This is a genomic window from Amycolatopsis sp. w19 (genome assembly GCF_051373225.1).
In the GTDB taxonomy this organism is placed as follows: Bacteria; Actinomycetota; Actinomycetes; order Mycobacteriales; family Pseudonocardiaceae; genus Amycolatopsis; species Amycolatopsis japonica.
The window spans coordinates 248108-266344 of sequence record NZ_JBPQFM010000008.1; the positions used below are offsets into that span (position 1 = coordinate 248108).

Annotated in this window: 15 protein-coding genes; 4 read left to right on the plus strand and 11 right to left on the minus strand. The window is 70.8% G+C overall.

The features are described from left to right. Nucleotides 1–13: 13 nt before the first annotated feature. Nucleotides 14–3013, plus strand: a complete 3000-nt coding sequence (locus tag ACSMFO_RS18830) for a BTAD domain-containing putative transcriptional regulator (protein WP_436459855.1) — start codon at nt 14–16, stop codon at nt 3011–3013. Nucleotides 3014–3065: 52 nt separating this feature from the next. Here ACSMFO_RS18830 and ACSMFO_RS18835 read toward each other — a convergent pair whose 3' ends face one another. The 6 genes from ACSMFO_RS18835 to ACSMFO_RS18860 all read right to left on the minus strand — a co-directional run bounded on the left by ACSMFO_RS18835 (nt 3066) and on the right by ACSMFO_RS18860 (nt 8185). Continuing rightward, complete coding sequence (locus ACSMFO_RS18835) at nt 3066–3575, minus strand: hypothetical protein (protein WP_436459857.1); 510 nt, start codon at nt 3573–3575, stop codon at nt 3066–3068. A 189-nt stretch (nt 3576–3764) separates the two neighbouring features. Further along, complete coding sequence (gene manA / locus ACSMFO_RS18840) at nt 3765–4988, minus strand: mannose-6-phosphate isomerase, class I (protein WP_436459919.1); 1224 nt, start codon at nt 4986–4988, stop codon at nt 3765–3767. Nucleotides 4989–5054: 66 nt separating this feature from the next. After that, nucleotides 5055–6146 (minus strand): hypothetical protein, encoded by a 1092-nt coding sequence (locus ACSMFO_RS18845; RefSeq protein WP_436459858.1) that lies wholly within the window; start codon nt 6144–6146, stop codon nt 5055–5057. Next, on the minus strand, nt 6130–6351 hold the full coding sequence (locus ACSMFO_RS18850; RefSeq protein WP_038508557.1) for a Trm112 family protein: 222 nt from the start codon (nt 6349–6351) through the stop codon (nt 6130–6132). Before ACSMFO_RS18850 ends, ACSMFO_RS18845 begins: the two co-directional genes overlap by 17 nt. Nucleotides 6352–6403: 52 nt before the next feature. After that, complete coding sequence (locus tag ACSMFO_RS18855) at nt 6404–7759, minus strand: phosphomannomutase/phosphoglucomutase (protein WP_436459860.1); 1356 nt, start codon at nt 7757–7759, stop codon at nt 6404–6406. 72 nt (nt 7760–7831) lie between these two features. Then, nucleotides 7832–8185, minus strand: a complete 354-nt coding sequence (locus ACSMFO_RS18860; RefSeq protein WP_073848429.1) for a DUF3499 domain-containing protein — start codon at nt 8183–8185, stop codon at nt 7832–7834. 116 nt (nt 8186–8301) lie between these two features. Here ACSMFO_RS18860 and ACSMFO_RS18865 point away from each other — a divergent pair, with 116 nt between their 5' ends. Then, nucleotides 8302–8733 carry a metallopeptidase family protein gene (locus ACSMFO_RS18865; RefSeq protein WP_005150818.1) on the plus strand — a complete coding sequence of 144 codons (432 nt, stop codon included), beginning with the start codon at nt 8302–8304 and terminating at the stop codon, nt 8731–8733. 525 nt (nt 8734–9258) lie between these two features. On the opposite strand, the gene ACSMFO_RS18870 is transcribed toward ACSMFO_RS18865, so the two are convergent. Beyond that, nucleotides 9259–12528 (minus strand): glycosyltransferase, encoded by a 3270-nt coding sequence (locus ACSMFO_RS18870; protein ID WP_436459861.1) that lies wholly within the window; start codon nt 12526–12528, stop codon nt 9259–9261. Between the two features lie 132 nt (nt 12529–12660). Beyond that, nucleotides 12661–13044, minus strand: coding sequence for a WhiB family transcriptional regulator (locus tag ACSMFO_RS18875; protein ID WP_007028952.1), 384 nt, complete (start codon nt 13042–13044; stop codon nt 12661–12663). Nucleotides 13045–13215: 171 nt separating this feature from the next. Between ACSMFO_RS18875 and ACSMFO_RS18880 the strand changes: the two genes are divergently transcribed. Then, entirely contained in the window at nt 13216–13977 is a 762-nt protein-coding gene (locus ACSMFO_RS18880; RefSeq protein WP_436459921.1) for a site-2 protease family protein, read from the plus strand. Here ACSMFO_RS18880 and ACSMFO_RS18885 read toward each other — a convergent pair. The 3 genes from ACSMFO_RS18885 to mshB are packed head-to-tail and all read right to left on the minus strand — an operon-like array spanning nt 13961 to nt 16015. Then, entirely contained in the window at nt 13961–14767 is an 807-nt protein-coding gene (locus ACSMFO_RS18885; protein ID WP_436459864.1) for a hypothetical protein, read from the minus strand. The genes ACSMFO_RS18880 and ACSMFO_RS18885 overlap by 17 nt on opposite strands. Then, nucleotides 14760–15176 carry a hypothetical protein gene (locus ACSMFO_RS18890; RefSeq protein ID WP_436459866.1) on the minus strand — a complete coding sequence of 139 codons (417 nt, stop codon included), beginning with the start codon at nt 15174–15176 and terminating at the stop codon, nt 14760–14762. The genes ACSMFO_RS18885 and ACSMFO_RS18890 overlap by 8 nt, the downstream gene beginning before the upstream one ends. Next, on the minus strand, nt 15173–16015 hold the full coding sequence (gene mshB / locus ACSMFO_RS18895) for an N-acetyl-1-D-myo-inositol-2-amino-2-deoxy-alpha-D-glucopyranoside deacetylase (RefSeq protein ID WP_038508536.1): 843 nt from the start codon (nt 16013–16015) through the stop codon (nt 15173–15175). The genes ACSMFO_RS18890 and mshB overlap by 4 nt, the downstream gene beginning before the upstream one ends. Before the next feature lie 158 nt (nt 16016–16173). On the opposite strand from mshB, the gene ACSMFO_RS18900 reads away from it, so the two are divergent. Further along, entirely contained in the window at nt 16174–17955 is a 1782-nt protein-coding gene (locus ACSMFO_RS18900) for an ABC transporter ATP-binding protein (protein WP_051972342.1), read from the plus strand. Nucleotides 17956–18237: the final 282 nt, after the last annotated feature.

Here is an 18237-nt window from a genome sequence, read left to right on the forward strand (position 1 = left end):
TGGGGAGGTGCCCGTGCCGCGATTCGGCGTGCTCGGACCGTTGACGATCGAGGATCCGCCCGGGCGGCGCACCACGCCGCGCGGCGATCATCAGCGTGCCCTGCTCGCCGTCCTGCTGCTGAACGCGAACTCGCCCGTCCCGGTCGACGCCCTGGTCGAGACGCTCTGGCCGGATACGCCGCCGAAGTCGTACTCCTCGAATCTGCACACGTACGTCTCTCGCCTGCGGGCCAGGTTCGAGGGGCTGGAGATCGAGCGGGATCCGCACGGCTACCGGCTGGTCGTCGCGCCCGCCGACCTCGATCTGCTGTCCTTCCGCGAAGCCGCCGCGGCGGGGAAGGCCGCGGCGCGGGCTGGCGATCCGGCGTCGGCCGCGGGGCATTACCGCCGGGCGCTGGCGGAGTGGCGCGGGCCGGTCCTGTCCGGGCTGCACATCCCCCGGCTCGACGCCGACGTCGCCCGGCTCGAGTCGGAGCGCCTGGCCGCCTTCGAAGACTGTGTCGACGCCGAGTTGTCCGACGGCAGGCACGGCGAGCTCACCGGCGAACTCCAGGCGATGATCACCGAACATCCGTTGCGCGAGCGGCTGGCCGCGCAGCTGATGATCGCGTTGCACCGCGCCGGACGGCAGGCCGACTCGCTGGCCGTCCACCGCGATCTGCGCGCCACCCTCGTCGAAGAGCTCGGTGTGGAGCCCGGCGCCGAGGTCCGCCGGGTGCACGCCGCCGTGCTGCGCGGCGAGGATCCGGTGCCCTCGGCGAAGGCCACGCCGATCTTCCCGATCTGCCAGCTGCCGCCGGACATTTCGGATCTCGCGGGCCGCGAGAGCGAGATCGCGAAGCTCTCCGAGCTGCTCGGCGACGGCACGGGCGTCCCGGTCGCGGTGGTCACCGGCGAGCCGGGCGCGGGCAAGTCCACGCTCGCGGTCGCCACCGCGCACAGGCTCCGCCGGTCCTTTCCGGACGGACAGCTGTTCGTCCCGCTGGCCGGCGCCTCCGACCCTCGCGACCTCTCCGACGTCCTCGGCGACCTGTTGCGCGTGCTGGGCGTCACCGGGCCCGCCATCCCGGACGACGTCGAAGCCAGGGCGGCGGTCTATCGGGGCCGTCTCGCCGATCGCCGGGTCCTCGTGGTGCTCGACGACGCGGCGAGCCCCGAGCAGGTCCGCGCGCTGCTGCCGGGCACGCCGGGCACCGCCGTCCTGATCACCAGCAGGCGGCGGCTTTCCGGGCTCGCCGGGGCGGATCGTCTCCCCCTCGCGCCGCTGTCCGGCGCCGAGGCGATGACCCTGCTCTCCCGCCTCGCCGGGCCGGATCGCGTGGGCGCCGAACGCGCCGACGCGGAACGGATCGCCAAGGCCTGTGGCAATCTCCCGCTGGCGTTGCGGATCGCGGGAAGCAGGCTCGCGATGCGGCCGGGCCTGCCGCTGGGAAAGCTCGCCGGGCGGCTGGAGGACGAGGTCTCGCGCCTCGACGAGCTCCAGGTCAGCGATCTCCAGGTCCGCGGCAGCATCGCGTTGAGCTATCAGGCGCTGAGCCCGGCGGCACGGCGCGCGTTCCGGCTGATCGGCCGCTGCCGCACCCTCGACCTGCCCGCGTGGGCGGTGACGACGCTGATCGATGACGAAGGTGCGGACGAGGCCATCGACGAACTCGTCGAGGCCAGCCTGCTCGAAGCCACCGGTCTCGATGCGACGGGCGAGCAGCGGTTCCGTGTGCACGACCTCGTCCGCGTGTACGCCACGGAGCTCGGCCGGGAGCTGGAAACCCGCGCCGAGCGGGTGGCCACCGTCGCGAAGGTGTCGGACGCGGCACTGTGCCTCGCCGACACGGCGGCCCGCCGCCTGCCGAGGACGGTGCCGATGCCGTTGTCGGATCATGACGTCCCCGCGCAGCCGCTGGAGGCCGAGCTGGTCGAGCGGCTGCTGCGTGATCCCGGCACGTGGTTCTCCGTGGAGCGGGCGAACCTTGTCTCCGCCGTCTCGTCGCTCTGCGCCGTTGGCTGGCGGCGAAAAGCCTTGCGGATACTGGAAAGACTGAGCGCGTACCTGTACTTGCACAGTCATTACGCAGACATGCGGACGTCGTACGAGACGTTGCGCGACGCCGCCCGCGAGACGGACGACCGGCACATCGCCGTCATCGCGGACGCGAATTTGGCCGTACTGCTGCATGTTCGCGGCGAGTACGAACGCGCGGCCGAGGGTTATCGCGCGTGCTCGAAGGAATTGGCGGAGCTGGGCGACCTCGCCACCCGGGCGTGGGTGGAGACCAATCTGGCGCATTGCCTGGTCGGGCTCGGCCGGGCCGGGGAATCGCTGCACGCCGCCACTCAGGCCCGCGAAATGTCCACTGTGGAGGATTCCGGGACACACGCGAGACGGGCGGAATCCGCCGCCCTGCACCGGCTGGGCAAGATCTCCGAAGCGCTGGAAATCGATCGCCGGATCCTCTCCCAGGCGCAGGAATCGGCCGACGACCGGCAGCTCGGCGTTGCCCTGCAAGGGCTTTCGTGGTCGCTGATGCTCGACGGCCGCCAGGAGGAGGCCCTGGCGACGATCGAGGAATCGGTCCGCGTCCTTCGCCGGACGACGGCGAAATCGGCGCTGGCGAAGTCGCTGCGCACCCAGGGCGCGATCCTCGCGGGCGCCGGGCGGCGCGAAGGTGCGGTGAAGGCCTACGAGAACGCGCGGCGCCTGGCCGGAGCACTCGAAGAACGACCGCGAGAGCTTTCCTGCACCCGCGCGATCGCGGCGAGCTGGATCGGCGACGGCCGGGCCGACCGCGCGATCCCCGTACTGCGCCGATGTCTCGACGAATTCCGCGCCATGGGCGGGAAACCGGCGACGGGCCTCACCCTGCACGTGCTGCGCAGGGCGTACGAGGCCGTCGGGGAAACAGAAGCGGCCGAGGCGGCGGGTGAAGAGGCGAAGCGATTGGAAGTCCCCCACGACGCCAACGCTTCGACCCTCGTCCGGTTGCTGTTGTCGCTCACCGAACCCGCCCCGGCCTGACCGGGTGGTGCCCGACCCCTCAGACGGGCACCACCCGGAAGTCACCCGCACTTCACCAGGCGGCGTGCCGTGGTTCCCGCCGTCCGGCGGAGAACCAGGCCAGCGTGATCGCCAGCACGCCGTTGGCCACGGCGTCCCACACCGGCGGCGAGGCGGCCCCGAGCCGCGAGACCGCGAACATGTTGATCAATCCCGCGACGGTCAGCATCACGCGGACGGGCTGGGTGCCCGTCACCACCAGCGCGGCGGTGAGCAGCACCTGCGCGCCGAGCGAGACGAGTACGACCAGCGGGAGGTTCAGCCTGCTCTCCGCGCCCGCCGCGAGCTCCTGCAGGCCGCTCCCCGCGGCCTTGACCGACTCGATCGCGTCACCGGCGAGCCCCGCCATCGCCTGCGCCGAGCCGACCAGCTCCTGGCCGCTCGGTACCGGGAGGACCAGGTCGACGACCGGGACGAGCGCGGTGACGACAGCGAATCCGAGCGCGGCGAGCAGGACGGTGGGGCGCACGGGAACCGGCACCCGGAAGGCACGTCCGCTCGCCGCGCCGGGATGGGAAGTCACTGCTGTCGCTCCTTGGCTGTCGATGTCCGGGACGAGCCGACGCCAAGCGCCGGGTCACCCCTTCGGTCGATGGTCGCGGAAGCCGCCACACGGAACGCACACACTTCGGCCAAGCCCGCGTTTCGTCCTCTGAATGCGGTCCTTGCGCGCGCAAGGACCGCATTCAGAGGACGAAACGCGGGAGGAGGATCAGCAGGTGCCGGCGGTGGCGCGGAACACCTGGGTGCGCTCACCGGACAGCGGCCGCACGCGGACCTCCGGGTCGGCGGCCGGGAGCCACACCGACTGGCCGCGGCGGAGTTCGACCTGCTCGCCGTCGTCGGCCGTCACCAGCAGGCCACCGGCGGTGCAGAGCAGGATCTGGGGGCCGACGTCGTGGACGGCGACCTCGCCGTCGTCCCCGGCCTCCCATTCGATCCGCGACAGCTCGAACTCCGGCGCGTCGGTGCGGTACACCGACAGCCGCTCTTCGCGCTCTCCGCTCTGGACCGGCATCTCCCCGCACGCGAAGTCGACGACGCGCAGCAGCTCCGGCACGTCGACGTGCTTCGGGGTCAGCCCGCAGCGCAGGATGTTGTCCGAGTTCGCCAGGATCTCGACAGCGGTGCCGTGCAGGTACAGGTGCAGGTTGCCGGCGGGCAGGTAGATCGCCTCGCCCGCGCTGAGGGTGAGCCGGTTGAGCAGCAGCGCCGCGAGCACCCCCGCGTCGCGCGGATGCGCTTCGCCGAGTTCCAGGATGGTCCGGCATTCGACGTCGAACTCGCCGCGTTCCTGAACGTGCTTCACGCACGAATCGAGGACCTCGGGCAGCAGTTCGTCGAGCGCGGCCTGCGGCAGCGTGATCCAGGTGGTGAACAGCGCGCGCAGCCCGGCCGGATCCGGCTGGGCCTCCAGCAGCACCGCGTACTTCGCCAGCCCGGGCGTCTCGATCGCCTTCAGCAGCGCGATCGTGCGTTCCGGGTCGCGGAAGCCCGCGAGCGCGTGGAACTCCGTCAGCGCGCAGACCAGTTCCGGTTTTGCCGTCGGATCCGGGTAGTTGCGGTTCGAGGCGTCGCGCGGGATACCCGCCGACTCCTCGCGCGCGTACCCTTCCGCCGCCTGCGCGGCCGACGGGTGCGCCTGCATCGAAAGCGGCTCTTCGGCGGCGAGGATCTTCAGCAGGAACGGCAGCCTGCCGCCCCAGCGGCCGGCGCAGGTCGTGCCGAGCTGGCCGACGGGATCGGCTTCGACGAGCTCCAGCAGGCTCCGCTCGGTGCCGTCCGGACCGATGACGTGGGACGGGTCACCGGGGTGGGCGCCCATCCACAGTTCCGCCTCCGGATGCGGCGCCGGCACCGGACGCCCCAGCAGCTCGGGGATCGTCGTTCTGGACCCCCACGCGTAGGGCCGCACGGCATTGCGCAGCAGCTCCACTGTCACCTCAACTCCTCGCCGGGCACGGGTGGTGCCGGCCCTCATTGCTTACGTCGCGCTCGGGACTCACGCCGTTGCAGGCGTGTACCTCCCGGCGCCGCCGATGCTGCCGACGGCCAGCCCCAGGTAGACCGCGGCCAGCTCGAAACGCAGGGCGAGAACGGCCGCACGCACGATCTCGTCCGTTTCGATCTCTTCGGCCGGGGCGATCACGTCGCCGCCGGGCAGCAGGTCTTCCGCCTGATAGCGGGCCGCCTCCGCGGCGGGCCCGGTCCGGACCGAGAGGAGCAGCACCCTCGGCGTCGCGCCTGCCCCCTCCTCAGGGTCCGCGAAGATATCGCGATCCACGCCGCCGGACAACGCCGCCCGCCGCAAAGCGGGCCTGGCCAGTGCCTGGCGGTAGTCCTCCACGTCACAGACGACGGCGGCGTGCGCGGCGAACGCGTGGGCCGCGTGCTCGCCGACGGCGACCGCGACCGGGTCCAGCCCCCACAGCAACGGCTGGCGCTCGGCCAGCTTCAGCGCCATCGCCTTGGCCGGGTTCGCGAACGAGTCCCTGGCCAGGTAATCCTTCTCGGCTTCCGCGTCGAGCTGGTCCGCGAGCTGCTCCAGGTCGGCCACCAGCAGGCCGAGGGCGTTCGCGGTGAGCAGGGCCGCGGCGAGCCCGCGCGGGAAGGCCATCTCCGGCGGAACCGGGAGCCTCGGCGCGAGCAACAGCCCCTTGCCCGCGATGGAGGCCGCGACGGGGCCTTCGTCGGGCGCCGACAGGACGACTCGCGCCCCGAACCGGGCGGCGCGTTCCAAGGAGGCGGCCAGCTCGCGGTCACCGGCGTCGTCGGTGTGCGCGAAGACCACGTCGAGCGCGCCGATCCAGCTCGGCACCACCTCGGCGACGACCACCGGCACCGGGCACGACGGGGTCAGGAGCGCGGCGACCAGCCGGGTCAGCGTCCGGCTGACCCCCGGCCGGTCGATCAGCACGAGCGAGCGCGGGCGCCCGACGTCCAGGCGATCGCTCAGCTCGAGTTCGGCCGCGGCTTCGGCGGTCGCCCGGACCTGGGCGCCCGCCATCGCGGCGGCACGGAGAAGCCCCGCGGTGTCGGCCTCGGCCAGCCTCGCGGGGTCGTCGAGCAGGGAATCGTCAGGGACCGTCGGCATGGGCGCCATCCGGGGTCGTCGGCTCGGTGGCTTCGTCCAGCAACAGTACCGGGATTCCATCCCGGACCGGATACACGCGACCGCATTCCGTGCAGGTCAGCGAATCGGCCTCCGGATCGGCCGGCGTCCCCGGCCGCAGCGGCGCGTGATCGGGGGACGGGCAGGCCAGGATCTCCAGCAACTGTGCGTCGAACGTGACGGCCATGGTTACTCCCTACCTGTGGGACATCTCTATGTGTGTTTTCACGACACATTCGTTACCCACGGACTATCGCCAATACGTCTTCGGTCAGCGTCCGGACGGCCTCGGCGTCGGCGGCCTCGACGTTCAGGCGGAGCAGCGGCTCGGTGTTGGACGGGCGCAGGTTGAACCAGCCACCGCCGGGGAGCTGCACGGTGAGCCCGTCCAGTTCGTCGATCTCGACGCCGTCACGCGCGCCGAAGGCGTCCTTCACCGCGATCATGCGGGCGACCTGGTCGTCGACGGTCGAGTTGATCTCGCCGGACGCCGCGTAGCGCGAGTACTCCGCCGTCAGCTCGGACAGCGGGCCCGCCTGCTCGCCGAGGGCGGCGAGGACGTGCAGCGCGGCCAGCATGCCGGTGTCGGCGCGCCAGAAGTCGCGGAAGTAGTAGTGCGCGGAGTGCTCGCCGCCGAAGATCGCGCCGGTCTTGGCCATCTCGGCCTTGATGAACGAGTGCCCGACCCGGGTGCGCACCGGCTTGCCGCCGTGCTCGGCGACGATCTCCGGGACACCCTTCGACGTGATCAGGTTGTGGATGATGGTGCCGCCCGGCTCCTTCTCCAGCTCACGGATGGCGACCAGGGCGGTGATGGCGCTCGGCGAGACGGGCTCGCCGCGCTCGTCGACGACGAAGCAGCGGTCGGCGTCGCCGTCGAAGGCGAGACCCGCGTCGGCGCCTTCCTCGCGCACCTTCGCCTGGAGGTCGACGATGTTCTTCGGGTCGAGCGGGTTGGCCTCGTGGTTCGGGAAGTTGCCGTCGAGTTCGAAGTACATCGGGACGACTTCGAGAGGCAGGCCCGCGAAGACCGTGGGGACGGTGTAGCCGCCCATGCCGTTGCCGGCGTCGACGACGACCTTCAGCGGGCGGCTGCCCGACAGGTCGACGAGCTTGCGCAGGTACGCCGCGTAGTCCGCGAGGACGTCCTGCTCGGTCACCGAACCGCGCTGGCCCTCGAAGGTGGGCACACCCTGCTCGACGGTGTCGCGGATCTCCGCGAGACCGGAGTCCTGGCCGACGGGGGCGGCGCCGGAGCGGCACAGCTTGATGCCGTTGTACTTCGCCGGGTTGTGGCTGGCGGTGAACATGGCGCCCGGCAGGTTGAGCGAGCCGGACGCGAAGTACAGCTGGTCGGTGCTGGCGAGGCCGATCGACACGACGTCGAGGCCCTGCGAGGTCACGCCGTCGGCGAAGGCGGCGGCGAGCTCGGGCGAGGAGTCGCGCATGTCGTGGCCGATCACCACGGAGTCGGACTCCGGCTTGATCAACAGGGCGAACGCCGATCCGAGGTCGCGGACGAGTGCCGCGTCCAGCTGCTCACCGACCACGCCGCGAATGTCGTAGGCCTTCACGATGCCCGAAAGGTCTGGCACGCCTGCTCCCCGCCAATAGTCTCGTTACAACGCCCTCTGGCGCGCTCGAAAGCCTACCGGCGAGCCCTCGCGTCAGGCGCGGCCGGGCAGGACGCGCAGGTGGCCGCGCCTGCCCGAGGGCCCCTCGGGTTCGGGCTCGGGTGCGGGCTTGTCGGAGCGGCCGGCTTCGCGCACGGCCTCGGCCAGCGCGGTCAGCTCGTCGGCGGAGGGATCTGGGGCGGCGAAGGCGCCTTCGTGCCGGACGACTTCCCAGCCCTTGGGCACGGTCAGCCGGAGGGCGTGGGCCTCGCAGAGGTCATAGGAGTGCGGCTCGCTCGCGGTGGCCAACGGGCCCACCACGGCCGTCGAATCGCTGTAGGCATACGTGAGCGTGGCGACAGCGGGTTCGAGACAACCCGTTCGCGAACACTTTCGTACGCTCCGCACGATCGAGAACGATAGCGCGTCGCGAGCCCGGCGTACCGGCGACACGCGCTTTGAATCGCCGAGCGCGTACCCTTCGGTTCGTGGCGACGGCTCGTGATTCCCGACAGCGACGGCGGATGCGACGGGACCGGCACGGCCGGGGCCTGCGCGGAGCGCTGTATCCGTCGACCCTTCCCGCCGCCGCTAGCAGGGCGGAAAGGTTCGACGCGCTGGTTTTGGACGCGCTCGAACCGATCGAAGCGCGGTGGCGGCACGAGCTGACGAAGCTCGACGTCGCCGTCGACGACGTCCCCGAAGTTCGCTCGGATGGCGCACCGGCCGGAGTCGACGGCGTGCTGCACGACGGCGCCGTCCCGCTCTCGCGGCTCGTGCCCGCCGGCGTCGACCGCGCCGGCCTCCCGACGCGGGCCCGCATCGTCCTCTACCGGCGCCCCCTCGAAGCCCGCGCGAAGGACCCCGGCGAACTCGCGGAACTCGTCCACGACGTCCTCGTGGAACAGGTGGCGGGCTACCTGGGCGTCGAACCCGACGTCATCGAAGGCGACTAACCCCCTCCGCGCCCCCTCCACCCCGTACCCAGCCCCCGCCCTTCCCCGGGGGGCGTCCCCAGCCCAGCGTATCGCGAGGTACCGACGGGACCTGCGGAAACGGCGCCGGAGGGCGAAGTTGTCCACAAGGGGAAGGGGCTGTGGATAACTCGCTGGGGCTGGGCGAGCGGGTGGCTCAAGGGTTCCCAATGTCGCATTTGGGTCGCTCAGCGTCTCAAATGCGACATTGGGAACCGCTGAGCCCCTTGCCCTCCCAGATCGTGTGCGAAAGCCGCTTTCAGGACATCTGACGTCCCGAAAGTGGCTTTCGCGACACCTCTCGATGCGGCACAGGTCCTATGAGGGCTGAAGGGGTCCTTCACCGCATGCCATGCAGCGAAGGGAGCTTTCACCACGTCACATGCGACGAAAGGCCCCCAAAGCGAACCCCGGAGTCGCCCCCAATGTGGCATTGGGGTCACCGAGCGTCCCCAATGCCACATTGGGGGCACCCCGCCGCAGGGAAGGGGGCCTTCAGGACGAAGCTCAAGAAGCCGAGGGACGCCGCCGCGTAGGAACAGCCGTCAGCAGCGTGAACAGCACCGCCGCCACCTGCGCCAGCAGCAGCAGATTCCGCGTCGTCCCCTGATGCTCCACCACGACCTCCGAAGGCGTGGCCGGCACCGAGACCGCCACCTGGTGCCCCCAAGCCCGCACGATCGGCACGGCCTTCCCGTCCACGCTCGCCTGCCAGCCCGCCTCGAACTCCGCGGCCAGCACGAGCAGCCGCCCGGTCGGGCCTTCCGAGACACGCACCCGCACGTCCGGCAGCCCGGCCTGCACCGGCGCGACGCCGGGCGACGCTCCCGGCGCGCCCTTCCCGGTCACGGCCGCCTGCGCCAGTTCCGGCGAGATCAGCGCCACCTGCCCACCGGCGGGCAGCAACCGCAGCACCGGACGCCCGTCCGAGGTCGGCGCAGCTGAAACCACCAGGTCCCGCGCGAGTTCGACGAAGGCGCCGCCGTCGGCACCGCTCGGCAGCACCACATACGAGACGCCCGAAGCCAAGGCGGCCGCGAAGGCATGCTTCACCGCGTCCGGCGAGCCTTGCAGGAGGTCCCGACGCCACGAAGCCAGCCGATCGGCGCTGCCCGGCGTCGGCGCGAACTCGTCGTCGCCGAAAGTCGGCAACCGCCCACCGGTCTGCCGGGCACCATCCTGACCGATCACCAGCACCGAGCGGCCACTCGCAGCCAGTTCCATCGAGATCTCCGGAGCCAGCGAGGGACGCTCACCCGCCCGCAAGGGTCCTTCCCGTCCGGCGACGACCGCGCCGGTCGCGAGCGCCAGCAGCACGAGCACCCCGGCCACGGCCGTGACCTTCACCAGCCACGGCGCGGGATCGACCCCGGATCCGCCTCGCTGCCAGGTCTCCAGCACCGTCCACAACAGACCCGCGCCGATCACCAGCAGCGGCACCCCGGCGTACCCGGTCGCGTGCGCGCCGCCCGACATCGGCGTCACCGCCACGAACCGCACCGCGACGAGCCCGAGCGCGCCCAGCACGACGACCGCCACACCGGCACCCGCGCTCTTCGTCGGCCGCACCACCAGCGCGACGATCGCGGCCGCGACCAGCGCCACCCCGATCGGCCAAGCGCCGGGGCCGCCCGGGTCCAGCCCGGCGAGATCGGCGCCGGACGCGGCCGTGGCGCCACCGCCGAGCCCGTGCAGCAGCAGTTCCGGATGCCGCAGCAGCACACTCGGCCACGGCAGCAACAACGCCAGCGGCAGGAAGACCACGATGCCGACCGACGCGATCCGCCGCGCGAGCCCGGTCGGCGAAGGCAGCACCACGAACCCGATCACCAGCCCGACCAGCGCCAGCGCGTGCGCCAGCGGGGAGAAGGCGCCGATCAGCGCCAGCCCGATCGCGCTCAGCGCGGAAACGTGCAGCCAGCGCGAGTCCGCGCGGACCAGCAGCCCCACGATCCCCGCGATCACCAAAGGCAGCAGCAGATGCACGACGACGACGTCGAGCCGCCCCTGCGCGACCGAAGCCGTGGCCGCGGGAAGCACGCCGTACGCCGCCGCCGCGACGGCACGCACCCAGCGACGCACACGAAGGTGCCGAGTGGCCACGTACGCGCTCAGGGCGGCGAGTGGGATGTCGCCGATCAGCAGGATCGCGACGAGCGCCGCGGGACCGCCGATCGGCGTGAAGATCGCGCCGATCGTGCCCAGCACCGGCAGCGTCGCGGGCGCGGGACTCGCCGTCCCGCCGGCGATCGCGTGCCACGGCGCGAGATACGACGACCAGATCTCGCCGAGCCCGCCGACCGGCAGCAGTTTCCCGCCGAAGAGATCGAGCCCGAGCCGGGATCTGTTGACCACGAACGCGAGCGCCGTCAGCACGACGAGCACGATCACCGGCGGGGCGAACACGGTCGCGCCGAGCACCCGCTTCCGGTCGACCTCGACGAAGACGAGTTCCGGTTCCGGCCCGCCGGCCCGCGGCACCGGCGACGGCTTCGGCCCCTCGGTCGCGGGCTTTTCGGGAACCGCGACCGCGACGACCGCGCTGGGCCGCCGAAGACCCGTCCCCCGCGAGCCGACGCCGCGCATCGCCCCCGCGGGCAGCGCGCCGGGACCGACCGGACGATCTTGCCCGGCCTTCAACGCCTCCGGCGGGATCCAGGCACCTTCCTGATCCACCCCCTCCGGCACCGTCCCGAGGGCGAAATCCCGTTCCACACCACGCCGTACGAGGCCGACGACACCGGCGCGCACGGCGTTGCGCACCCGCGTCATCCGTCCGGTGAACAGACCGCCGACCTTGCCGGGCCGACCGGTCTTCCGGCGTTCCGCGCGGGCGGCGCGCAGTCCGGCGCGACCGCGCAGCAGGTGCCAGGCGGCCGCGAGTTCCGCGCTCGCCTCGCCGGTGCGCCGCAGCAGCAGGAACGCGAGCGCCCGCAGCACCGCGAAGACCGGAATTCGAAAAAGGCCGAACCAAAAGGACAGTGGCGGGCAATTGACGAGGAACACCCGGAGCCCGTGCGCGCGGTTCGCCGTCGCGAGGGAAAGGCCGAGGGCGTCCGGTTCGCGCTGCCCGGTGCTGAGCGCGCGGGCGTGCCGCAGCCGGGCCGACGGCACCGAAAGCACGCGGCCGCCCGCGGCGTTGGCCCGCCAGCCGAAGTCGAGATCCTCGCGCAGCAACGAAAAGCCGGGGTCGTAGCCACCGAGCTCGTGCCAGACTTCCCGACGCACCAATGATCCCGCGCTCGGTACGGCGAGTACGGCGGTGTCGTTCTCATCCGGTGAGATCTGCTGCCGATGGCCGATGGCGTCGGTCGACAGGCCGGCTTCGACGATCAGGCGCGGGTCGCTCCAGTCGACCGCGAGCGGGCCGAGCACCGTCGCCGCGGGCTCGTTTTCGGCCGCTGCCAACAGGTTCTCGAGACAGCCGGGTTCCGGCGCGCAGTCGTCGTGCAGCAGCCAGAGCCAACCGCCGGGGTCTCCCCAGCGTTCGACGGCGTGCTCGACGGCCTCGCCGACGGCGGCACCGAAGCCGACTTCACCGGAAAGTGTGAGAATCCCGTCCAAGACCGGCGCATCGCCGTCGGCCGCCGCGTCGGCGAGGATCTTCGCGGTCCCGTCGGTGGATCCGGTGTCGACGGCGAGCACGTGCCGCGGCCGGACACCGCTGCGCCGCAGCGCGGAAAGCGCCAGTGGCAACCAGTTCTCGCCGTTATGACAGACCACAATGGCCAGAACGGGGGCCGTGCGCGGCACAGATGACGCGGCAGTGCGAGACAACGGGCACTCCAGATGTGGCGGCGAAGTCGAGTGCCGCCACCCTACGACGCGACCCTGTCACCCGTTGGTGGCCCCACGATATGGAAGCGAACGGAAGCGATCTCCGGCGCACGAGGCCGCCGGAGATCGCCGTCACACAGCTCGCTTTTTCAGTTTCCTACGCTCACGTTCGGAGAGCCCGCCCCAAATACCGAACCGCTCGTCATGCGCGAGGGCGTACTCGAGGCACTCGTCCTTGACCTCGCAACCGAGGCAGATCCGCTTGGCTTCACGGGTGGAGCCGCCCTTCTCGGGGAAGAACGCCTCCGGGTCCGTCTGCGCGCAGAGGGCCCGTTCCTGCCAGTCCTGCTCTTCCGCGGAGGCATCGTCGAAAAGCTCGGTGAGATCGCCCAGTTGCTGCTCCGGGACCTCACCCCAACCCACGACTTGCCCCCATTCCCTTCCATCTGCTTCCAACCGCACGTCCGCCTCCTCGCTGTCCACGCACTCCCCAGGCTGGCGGTGTTGAAACACCATCCGCCGCCCCCTTCCAGCGACGAATGACATCACTGTGATTACACCCGTGTAGTGCGGTCAGGTCAAGCGGAGTAGCGAGTTCGGGGGATACTCACGCCTCATCGCGCAAGGGGACACGCCGACAACTTCACATCGGGCATACGGAAGACTGGAGGGGTGCAGAGATCAGCAGTGCGGCCAAGCCCGATCTTCCTCGGCATCCTCGCGGTCACCGTCCTGGGCGGTGTGCTGGCGGCTTTCGGTGACACGACGACGATTTCCAGCCAGAAGTACGACCCGCTCATCATCATCGGCGTCGTCCTGCTCGTCGCGGGCGGCTGGGTCGCGTCACTGACGCTGCACGAGTTCGGTCACGCGATCGTGGCGTTCCGCGGCGGCGACCACAGCGTCGCCCACAAGGGTTACCTGTCCATGGACGTCCGGAAATACACGGATCCGGCACTGTCCATCATCCTGCCCTTGGTATTCCTCTTCATCGGCGGCATCCCGCTGCCGGGTGGCGCGGTGTGGATCGAGCACGGGCGCCTGCGGTCGCGCGGGGTCCAGTCGTGGGTGTCGCTCGCCGGCCCGCTGAGCAACCTCGGCGTCGGTGTCCTGCTGACCCTCGTCGTCGCGCTCGTGCCGATGTCGTCCGGTCTCGTGATCGGGCTTTCGTTCCTGGCGCTGCTTCAGATCGTCACGTTCATCCTGAACATCCTGCCGATCCCCGGTCTCGACGGCTGGGGCGCGATCGAGCCCTATCTCTCGCCCGGCGCGAGGGAATTCGGCGCGAAGGCTCGGCCGTGGGCGCCGATCGTGCTGTTCGCCGTGCTGTTCCTCGTACCCGGGGCCAGCTCGTTGCTGTGGCAAGGGTCCTTCGCGGTCTTCGACGCCGTCGGCGGGTTCAAGCTCGCGGCCATGTACGGCCAGGACGCGTTCATGTTCTGGAAGTGAGCTCGCCGTCCGGGTGTGCGGTGAACCATTCGTGCGCCCGCTTCCAGACGCGTTTGAGGCCGGACCGCTCGCCGAGGTAGTCGCCCGCCATGCCGACCACCGGCAGCTTCCCGAGCGCACGGTGGAAAAGGCGGCCGCGGGGACGCTTCTCGAGTTCGTCGACGATGCCCAGCAGTCCCCGGCCGAGCCGCCAGAGCGTGCCCGCGGCGGCCTTCAAGGTGATCTTGCCGTGCTTCTTCTTCGCGTCGTCGAGTTCTTCGGTGAGCTTCGCCGCTTCGTCGTCTTCGGCGGCCTTGTCGTGTTCGGCGTGTTTGCCCGCCGCGATCACCGGATCGATGTCGCGTTCGAAAAGGACCCACGCGATCAGCCGGACGCGGGCGCCGACATCGGTCACGCCGTACTCCCCCGCGATCGCGCACAGCAGCACCCCCTGTGCCGCCGAGCCGAGCGCGTCCTGCACGGGCAGCCGGTCGGCGAGCGCGCCGCCTAGGCCGGGGATCGCGGTGATCAGCGCGGTGAACCGGCCGACGCGGTTCACCCACCAGTCGGTCCGCTGGTAGTTCGACATCTCGGCCCACGCCGCGGTGCCGGGCACCTTGACCGAGGTGATCCCGTTGAGCAGCTTGTCCTTCAGCCCGGGTTCGACGCCGTCCAGATCCTCGTGACGACGACCCCTGGCCTGCAGCCCGAACGGATCCGCGTCCCGCAGCGCGTCGACCATCGGCCCGCAGGCGCGGACGAACGGCCGCAGCACCGCCACGACCTGACGGTCCGAAATCGCTTCACCCACCGCTGACTCCCTTCGCGACCTTCGGCGCGGTGCCCAGGCCTCCGCCCAGCGCCAGCGCTCCCGGCAGCGCCCCGCCGCCGATCAGCAGCAGCGCCCGCCAGTCCTGTATCAGCACCAGATCACCGCCGGGGCCCGCCATGCCCATCCCGAGTACGACGAGTACCCAGACGAGCAGCGGAATCACCGAAAAGGTGGGCCGGACCACTTTGGCGCTCGTCCGCACCAGCAGCGGGGTCGTGATCACCGCGAGCACCGCGGTCACCGGGACGGGCGCGTCCCCGAGCTTCGGCAGCACGATCCCGTCGAGACGGAGCGGCAGGAAGAACAGTTCGAGCAGGCCGAGCAGGAACGCGTCGAACGTCAGCAGGGCGAGCAGCAGACGCTGCCGTGACGTGAGCGGCGTGCTCACTTCGCGAGTCCCCCGAACAGATCGGCCGCGGCGCCTTCGGCGGGCCCGTGGGCGAGCACGAAGTACTCGTCCGGGGTGATCGGCTGCGCGACGTCGTTGCTCAGTGCGAAGTGGTCGGCGAGATGCGGCGGGGCGGGCACGCTGACCTGGGTCTCGTGGGCCCGCAGCGCGGCCGCCTTCGCCGGGATGTGCGCGGCGACGTCCAGGACGGTCGTGATGGTCTCGTCCGGCGTCACCGGCAGTTCGCCGTCCTCGGGCACCCGGAACGACGAGCGCCCGCGCAGCGCGGCGAGCCCGGCCGTGACGGCGTCGCGGGAAGAAACGGTGTGGAACACCCTCTCGACCGACGCGGCCTTCGGCGCCGCGGCCATGGTGACCTCGTGCGCGCGGATGTGGTCGGGATGCCCGTAACCCCCGAAGGCGTCGTAGGTGACGACGACCTGGGGCCGGACCTCGTCGAGGATCTCGGCGAGCTGAGCGGCCTGCTCGTCGAGGTCGCCGCCGGAGAACGCGCGCGGATGGGCCGCGGACGGCGTCCCGGCCATCCCGGAGTCGCGCCAGCGGCCGATGCCGCCGAGATACCGGTGCCGGGTGACGCCCAGCGCCGCGCAGGCCGACGCCAGCTCGCCCGCGCGGTAGCCGCCGAGCTGATCGGAAGCCCACGAACCGAGCCCGTCGAGGGACGGCGGGATGATCTCGCCTTCCTCACCGAGAGTGCACGTGACGACGGTCACTTCGGCACCTTCGGCCGCGTAACGCGCGATGGTGCCACCGGTGGTGATGCTTTCGTCGTCCGGATGGGCGTGCACCAGGAGCAATTTGGGCCGGTCGGAGATCACGGCTTGAAGACTAATTCGAACACGGCGCGCTTTCCTTTATAGGGTGTCGGGAACGGAAGCCGGAGAGGACCGACCTTAGTCGGGCGACTCTCGGTTATCCTCGCGCGAGTCACGGGCACTGCGTCGTGACCATATGTACCCCCACGAAGGGCATCTTGGTGAGCACTGAAGCAGCATCGTCGGACCTCGGCGGCGTGTCGGGTTCGGTTCTGTCCATCTCCGACCTGAGCGTCTCGTTCCCGACCGACGACGGCGTGGTCGACGCCGTCAAGGGCATCGGTTTCGACGTCAAGCCGGGTGAGATCGTCGCCGTCGTCGGCGAGTCCGGTTCCGGCAAGTCGGTGACCTCGATGTCGGTGCTCGGGCTGCTCCCGAAGACGAGCCGGATCGCCGGCGAGCTCCGCCTCGGCGAGCGCAACCTGGCCGACCTCAAGGAGAAGGACCTCCAGAAGATCCGCGGCAACCAGGTCGCGATGATCTTCCAGGAGCCGATGACCGCGCTGAACCCGGTCTACACCGTCGGCTGGCAGCTGCGCGAAGCCCTCCGCTCGCACCAGGACATCTCGAAGGAAGCCGCCGACAAGCGCGCCATCGAGCTGCTGGAGATGGTCGGCATCCCGAACCCGCCGCTGCGCTTCAAGCAGTACCCGCACCAGCTCTCGGGCGGTCTGCGCCAGCGCGTCGTCATCGCGATGGCGATCTCGTGCGACCCGAAGGTCATCATCGCCGACGAGCCGACCACCGCGCTCGACGTCACCGTGCAGGCGGAGATCCTCGGCCTGCTGCGCAAGCTGCGCGACACCCTGAACACCGCGATCGTGCTGATCACGCACGACATGGGCGTCGTCGCCGACCTCGCCGACCGCGTGGTCGTGATGTACCAGGGCAACATCGTCGAGCAGGCGCCGGTGCGCGAGCTGTTCGCGTCGCCGTCGCAGGAGTACACCCGCAAGCTGCTCGCCGCGGTGCCCGTGCTCGGCCAGCGCCCCGAGGGCCGCCGCCTGCTCGACGACGAGGGCATCTCCGCCGACAGCGACGAGGCCACGAAGATCGCCGAGGAGATCCGGCTGGAGGACTCCGAGCTCGCCGCGGTGATCGAGGAGAACGCGCCCGCGCTCGAGATCAAGAACCTCGTGCTGGAGTACCCCGGCCGCCGCGGCCAGGCGAAGAACCGCGCGGTGGACGACGTCTCGCTGAGCATCGCCAAGGGCGAGATCGTCGGCCTGGTCGGCGAATCCGGCTCCGGCAAGTCGACCGTCGGCCGCTGCGCGATCCGCCTGCTGACCCCGACCGCGGGCAGCGTGTCGATCGCGGGCAAGGACATCACGAACATGTCGAACAAGGAGCTGCGCCCGCTGCGCCGCTACTTCTCGATCGTGTTCCAGGACCCGGCGTCCACGCTGGACCCGAAGATGACCATCGGCGAATCGATCGCCGAGCCGATGGTGCTGCACAAGTTCCTGCAGGGCAAGGCCCTGAACGAGCGTGTGGCGTCCCTTTTGGACAAGGTCGAGCTCGGCGGCCACTACCGCAACCGGTACCCGCACGAGCTGTCCGGCGGCCAGCGCCAGCGCGTCGCCATCGCGCGGGCGCTCTCGCTCGACCCGGCGCTGCTGATCGCGGACGAGCCGACCTCGGCGCTCGACGTGTCGGTGCAGGCCCGCGTGCTGGACCTGTTCCTGGACCTGCAGCGCTCGCTGCAGTTCGCCTGCCTGTTCATCAGCCACGACCTCGCCGTCGTCGACCTGCTGGCCGACCGCGTCGCGGTGATGCAGCACGGCAAGCTGGTCGAGGTCGGCACGCGTGACCAGGTGCTGCACTCGCCGCGCGAGGACTACACCCGTCGTCTGCTGTCGGCCGCCCCGGTCGCGGACCCGGTGCTGCAGGCCGAACGGCGTGCGGCCTGGGAGGCGGGCAAGCTGGCCCCGGTGGCCGACTGACGCTTTTCAGTACCCGAAGGCCCCCTTCACCGCGCCAGACGCGGTGAAGGGGGCCTTCGTGTATCAGAACGGCACTCGCGTGTCTGGAGCCGTGTCACGCGTGATTGGAGCCGTATCTCACGTGTCTCCAGGCGGATGAGCGAGTTCCGGCCTCCAATCACGCGAGTTCCGGCTCCAATCACGCGAGTTCCGGCTCCAAACACGCAAGTTCCGGCTCCAAACACGCAAGTTCCGCCTTCCGGTCCGTGAAGACCCCAAGCGCGTGAAGGCCCCCTTCCCTCG

What these genes read in the sequence shown, in the direction of transcription:
- ACSMFO_RS18845 (WP_436459858.1), bottom strand. Translation starts at nt 6,146, where the DNA reads ATGCCGACGGTCCCTGACGATTCCCTGCTCGACGACCCCGCGAGGCTG.
- ACSMFO_RS18850 (WP_038508557.1), bottom strand. Translation starts at nt 6,351, where the DNA reads ATGGCCGTCACGTTCGACGCACAGTTGCTGGAGATCCTGGCCTGCCCG.
- ACSMFO_RS18865 (WP_005150818.1), top strand. Translation starts at nt 8,302, where the DNA reads ATGCGACGGGACCGGCACGGCCGGGGCCTGCGCGGAGCGCTGTATCCG.
- ACSMFO_RS18875 (WP_007028952.1), bottom strand. Translation starts at nt 13,044, where the DNA reads ATGGTGTTTCAACACCGCCAGCCTGGGGAGTGCGTGGACAGCGAGGAG.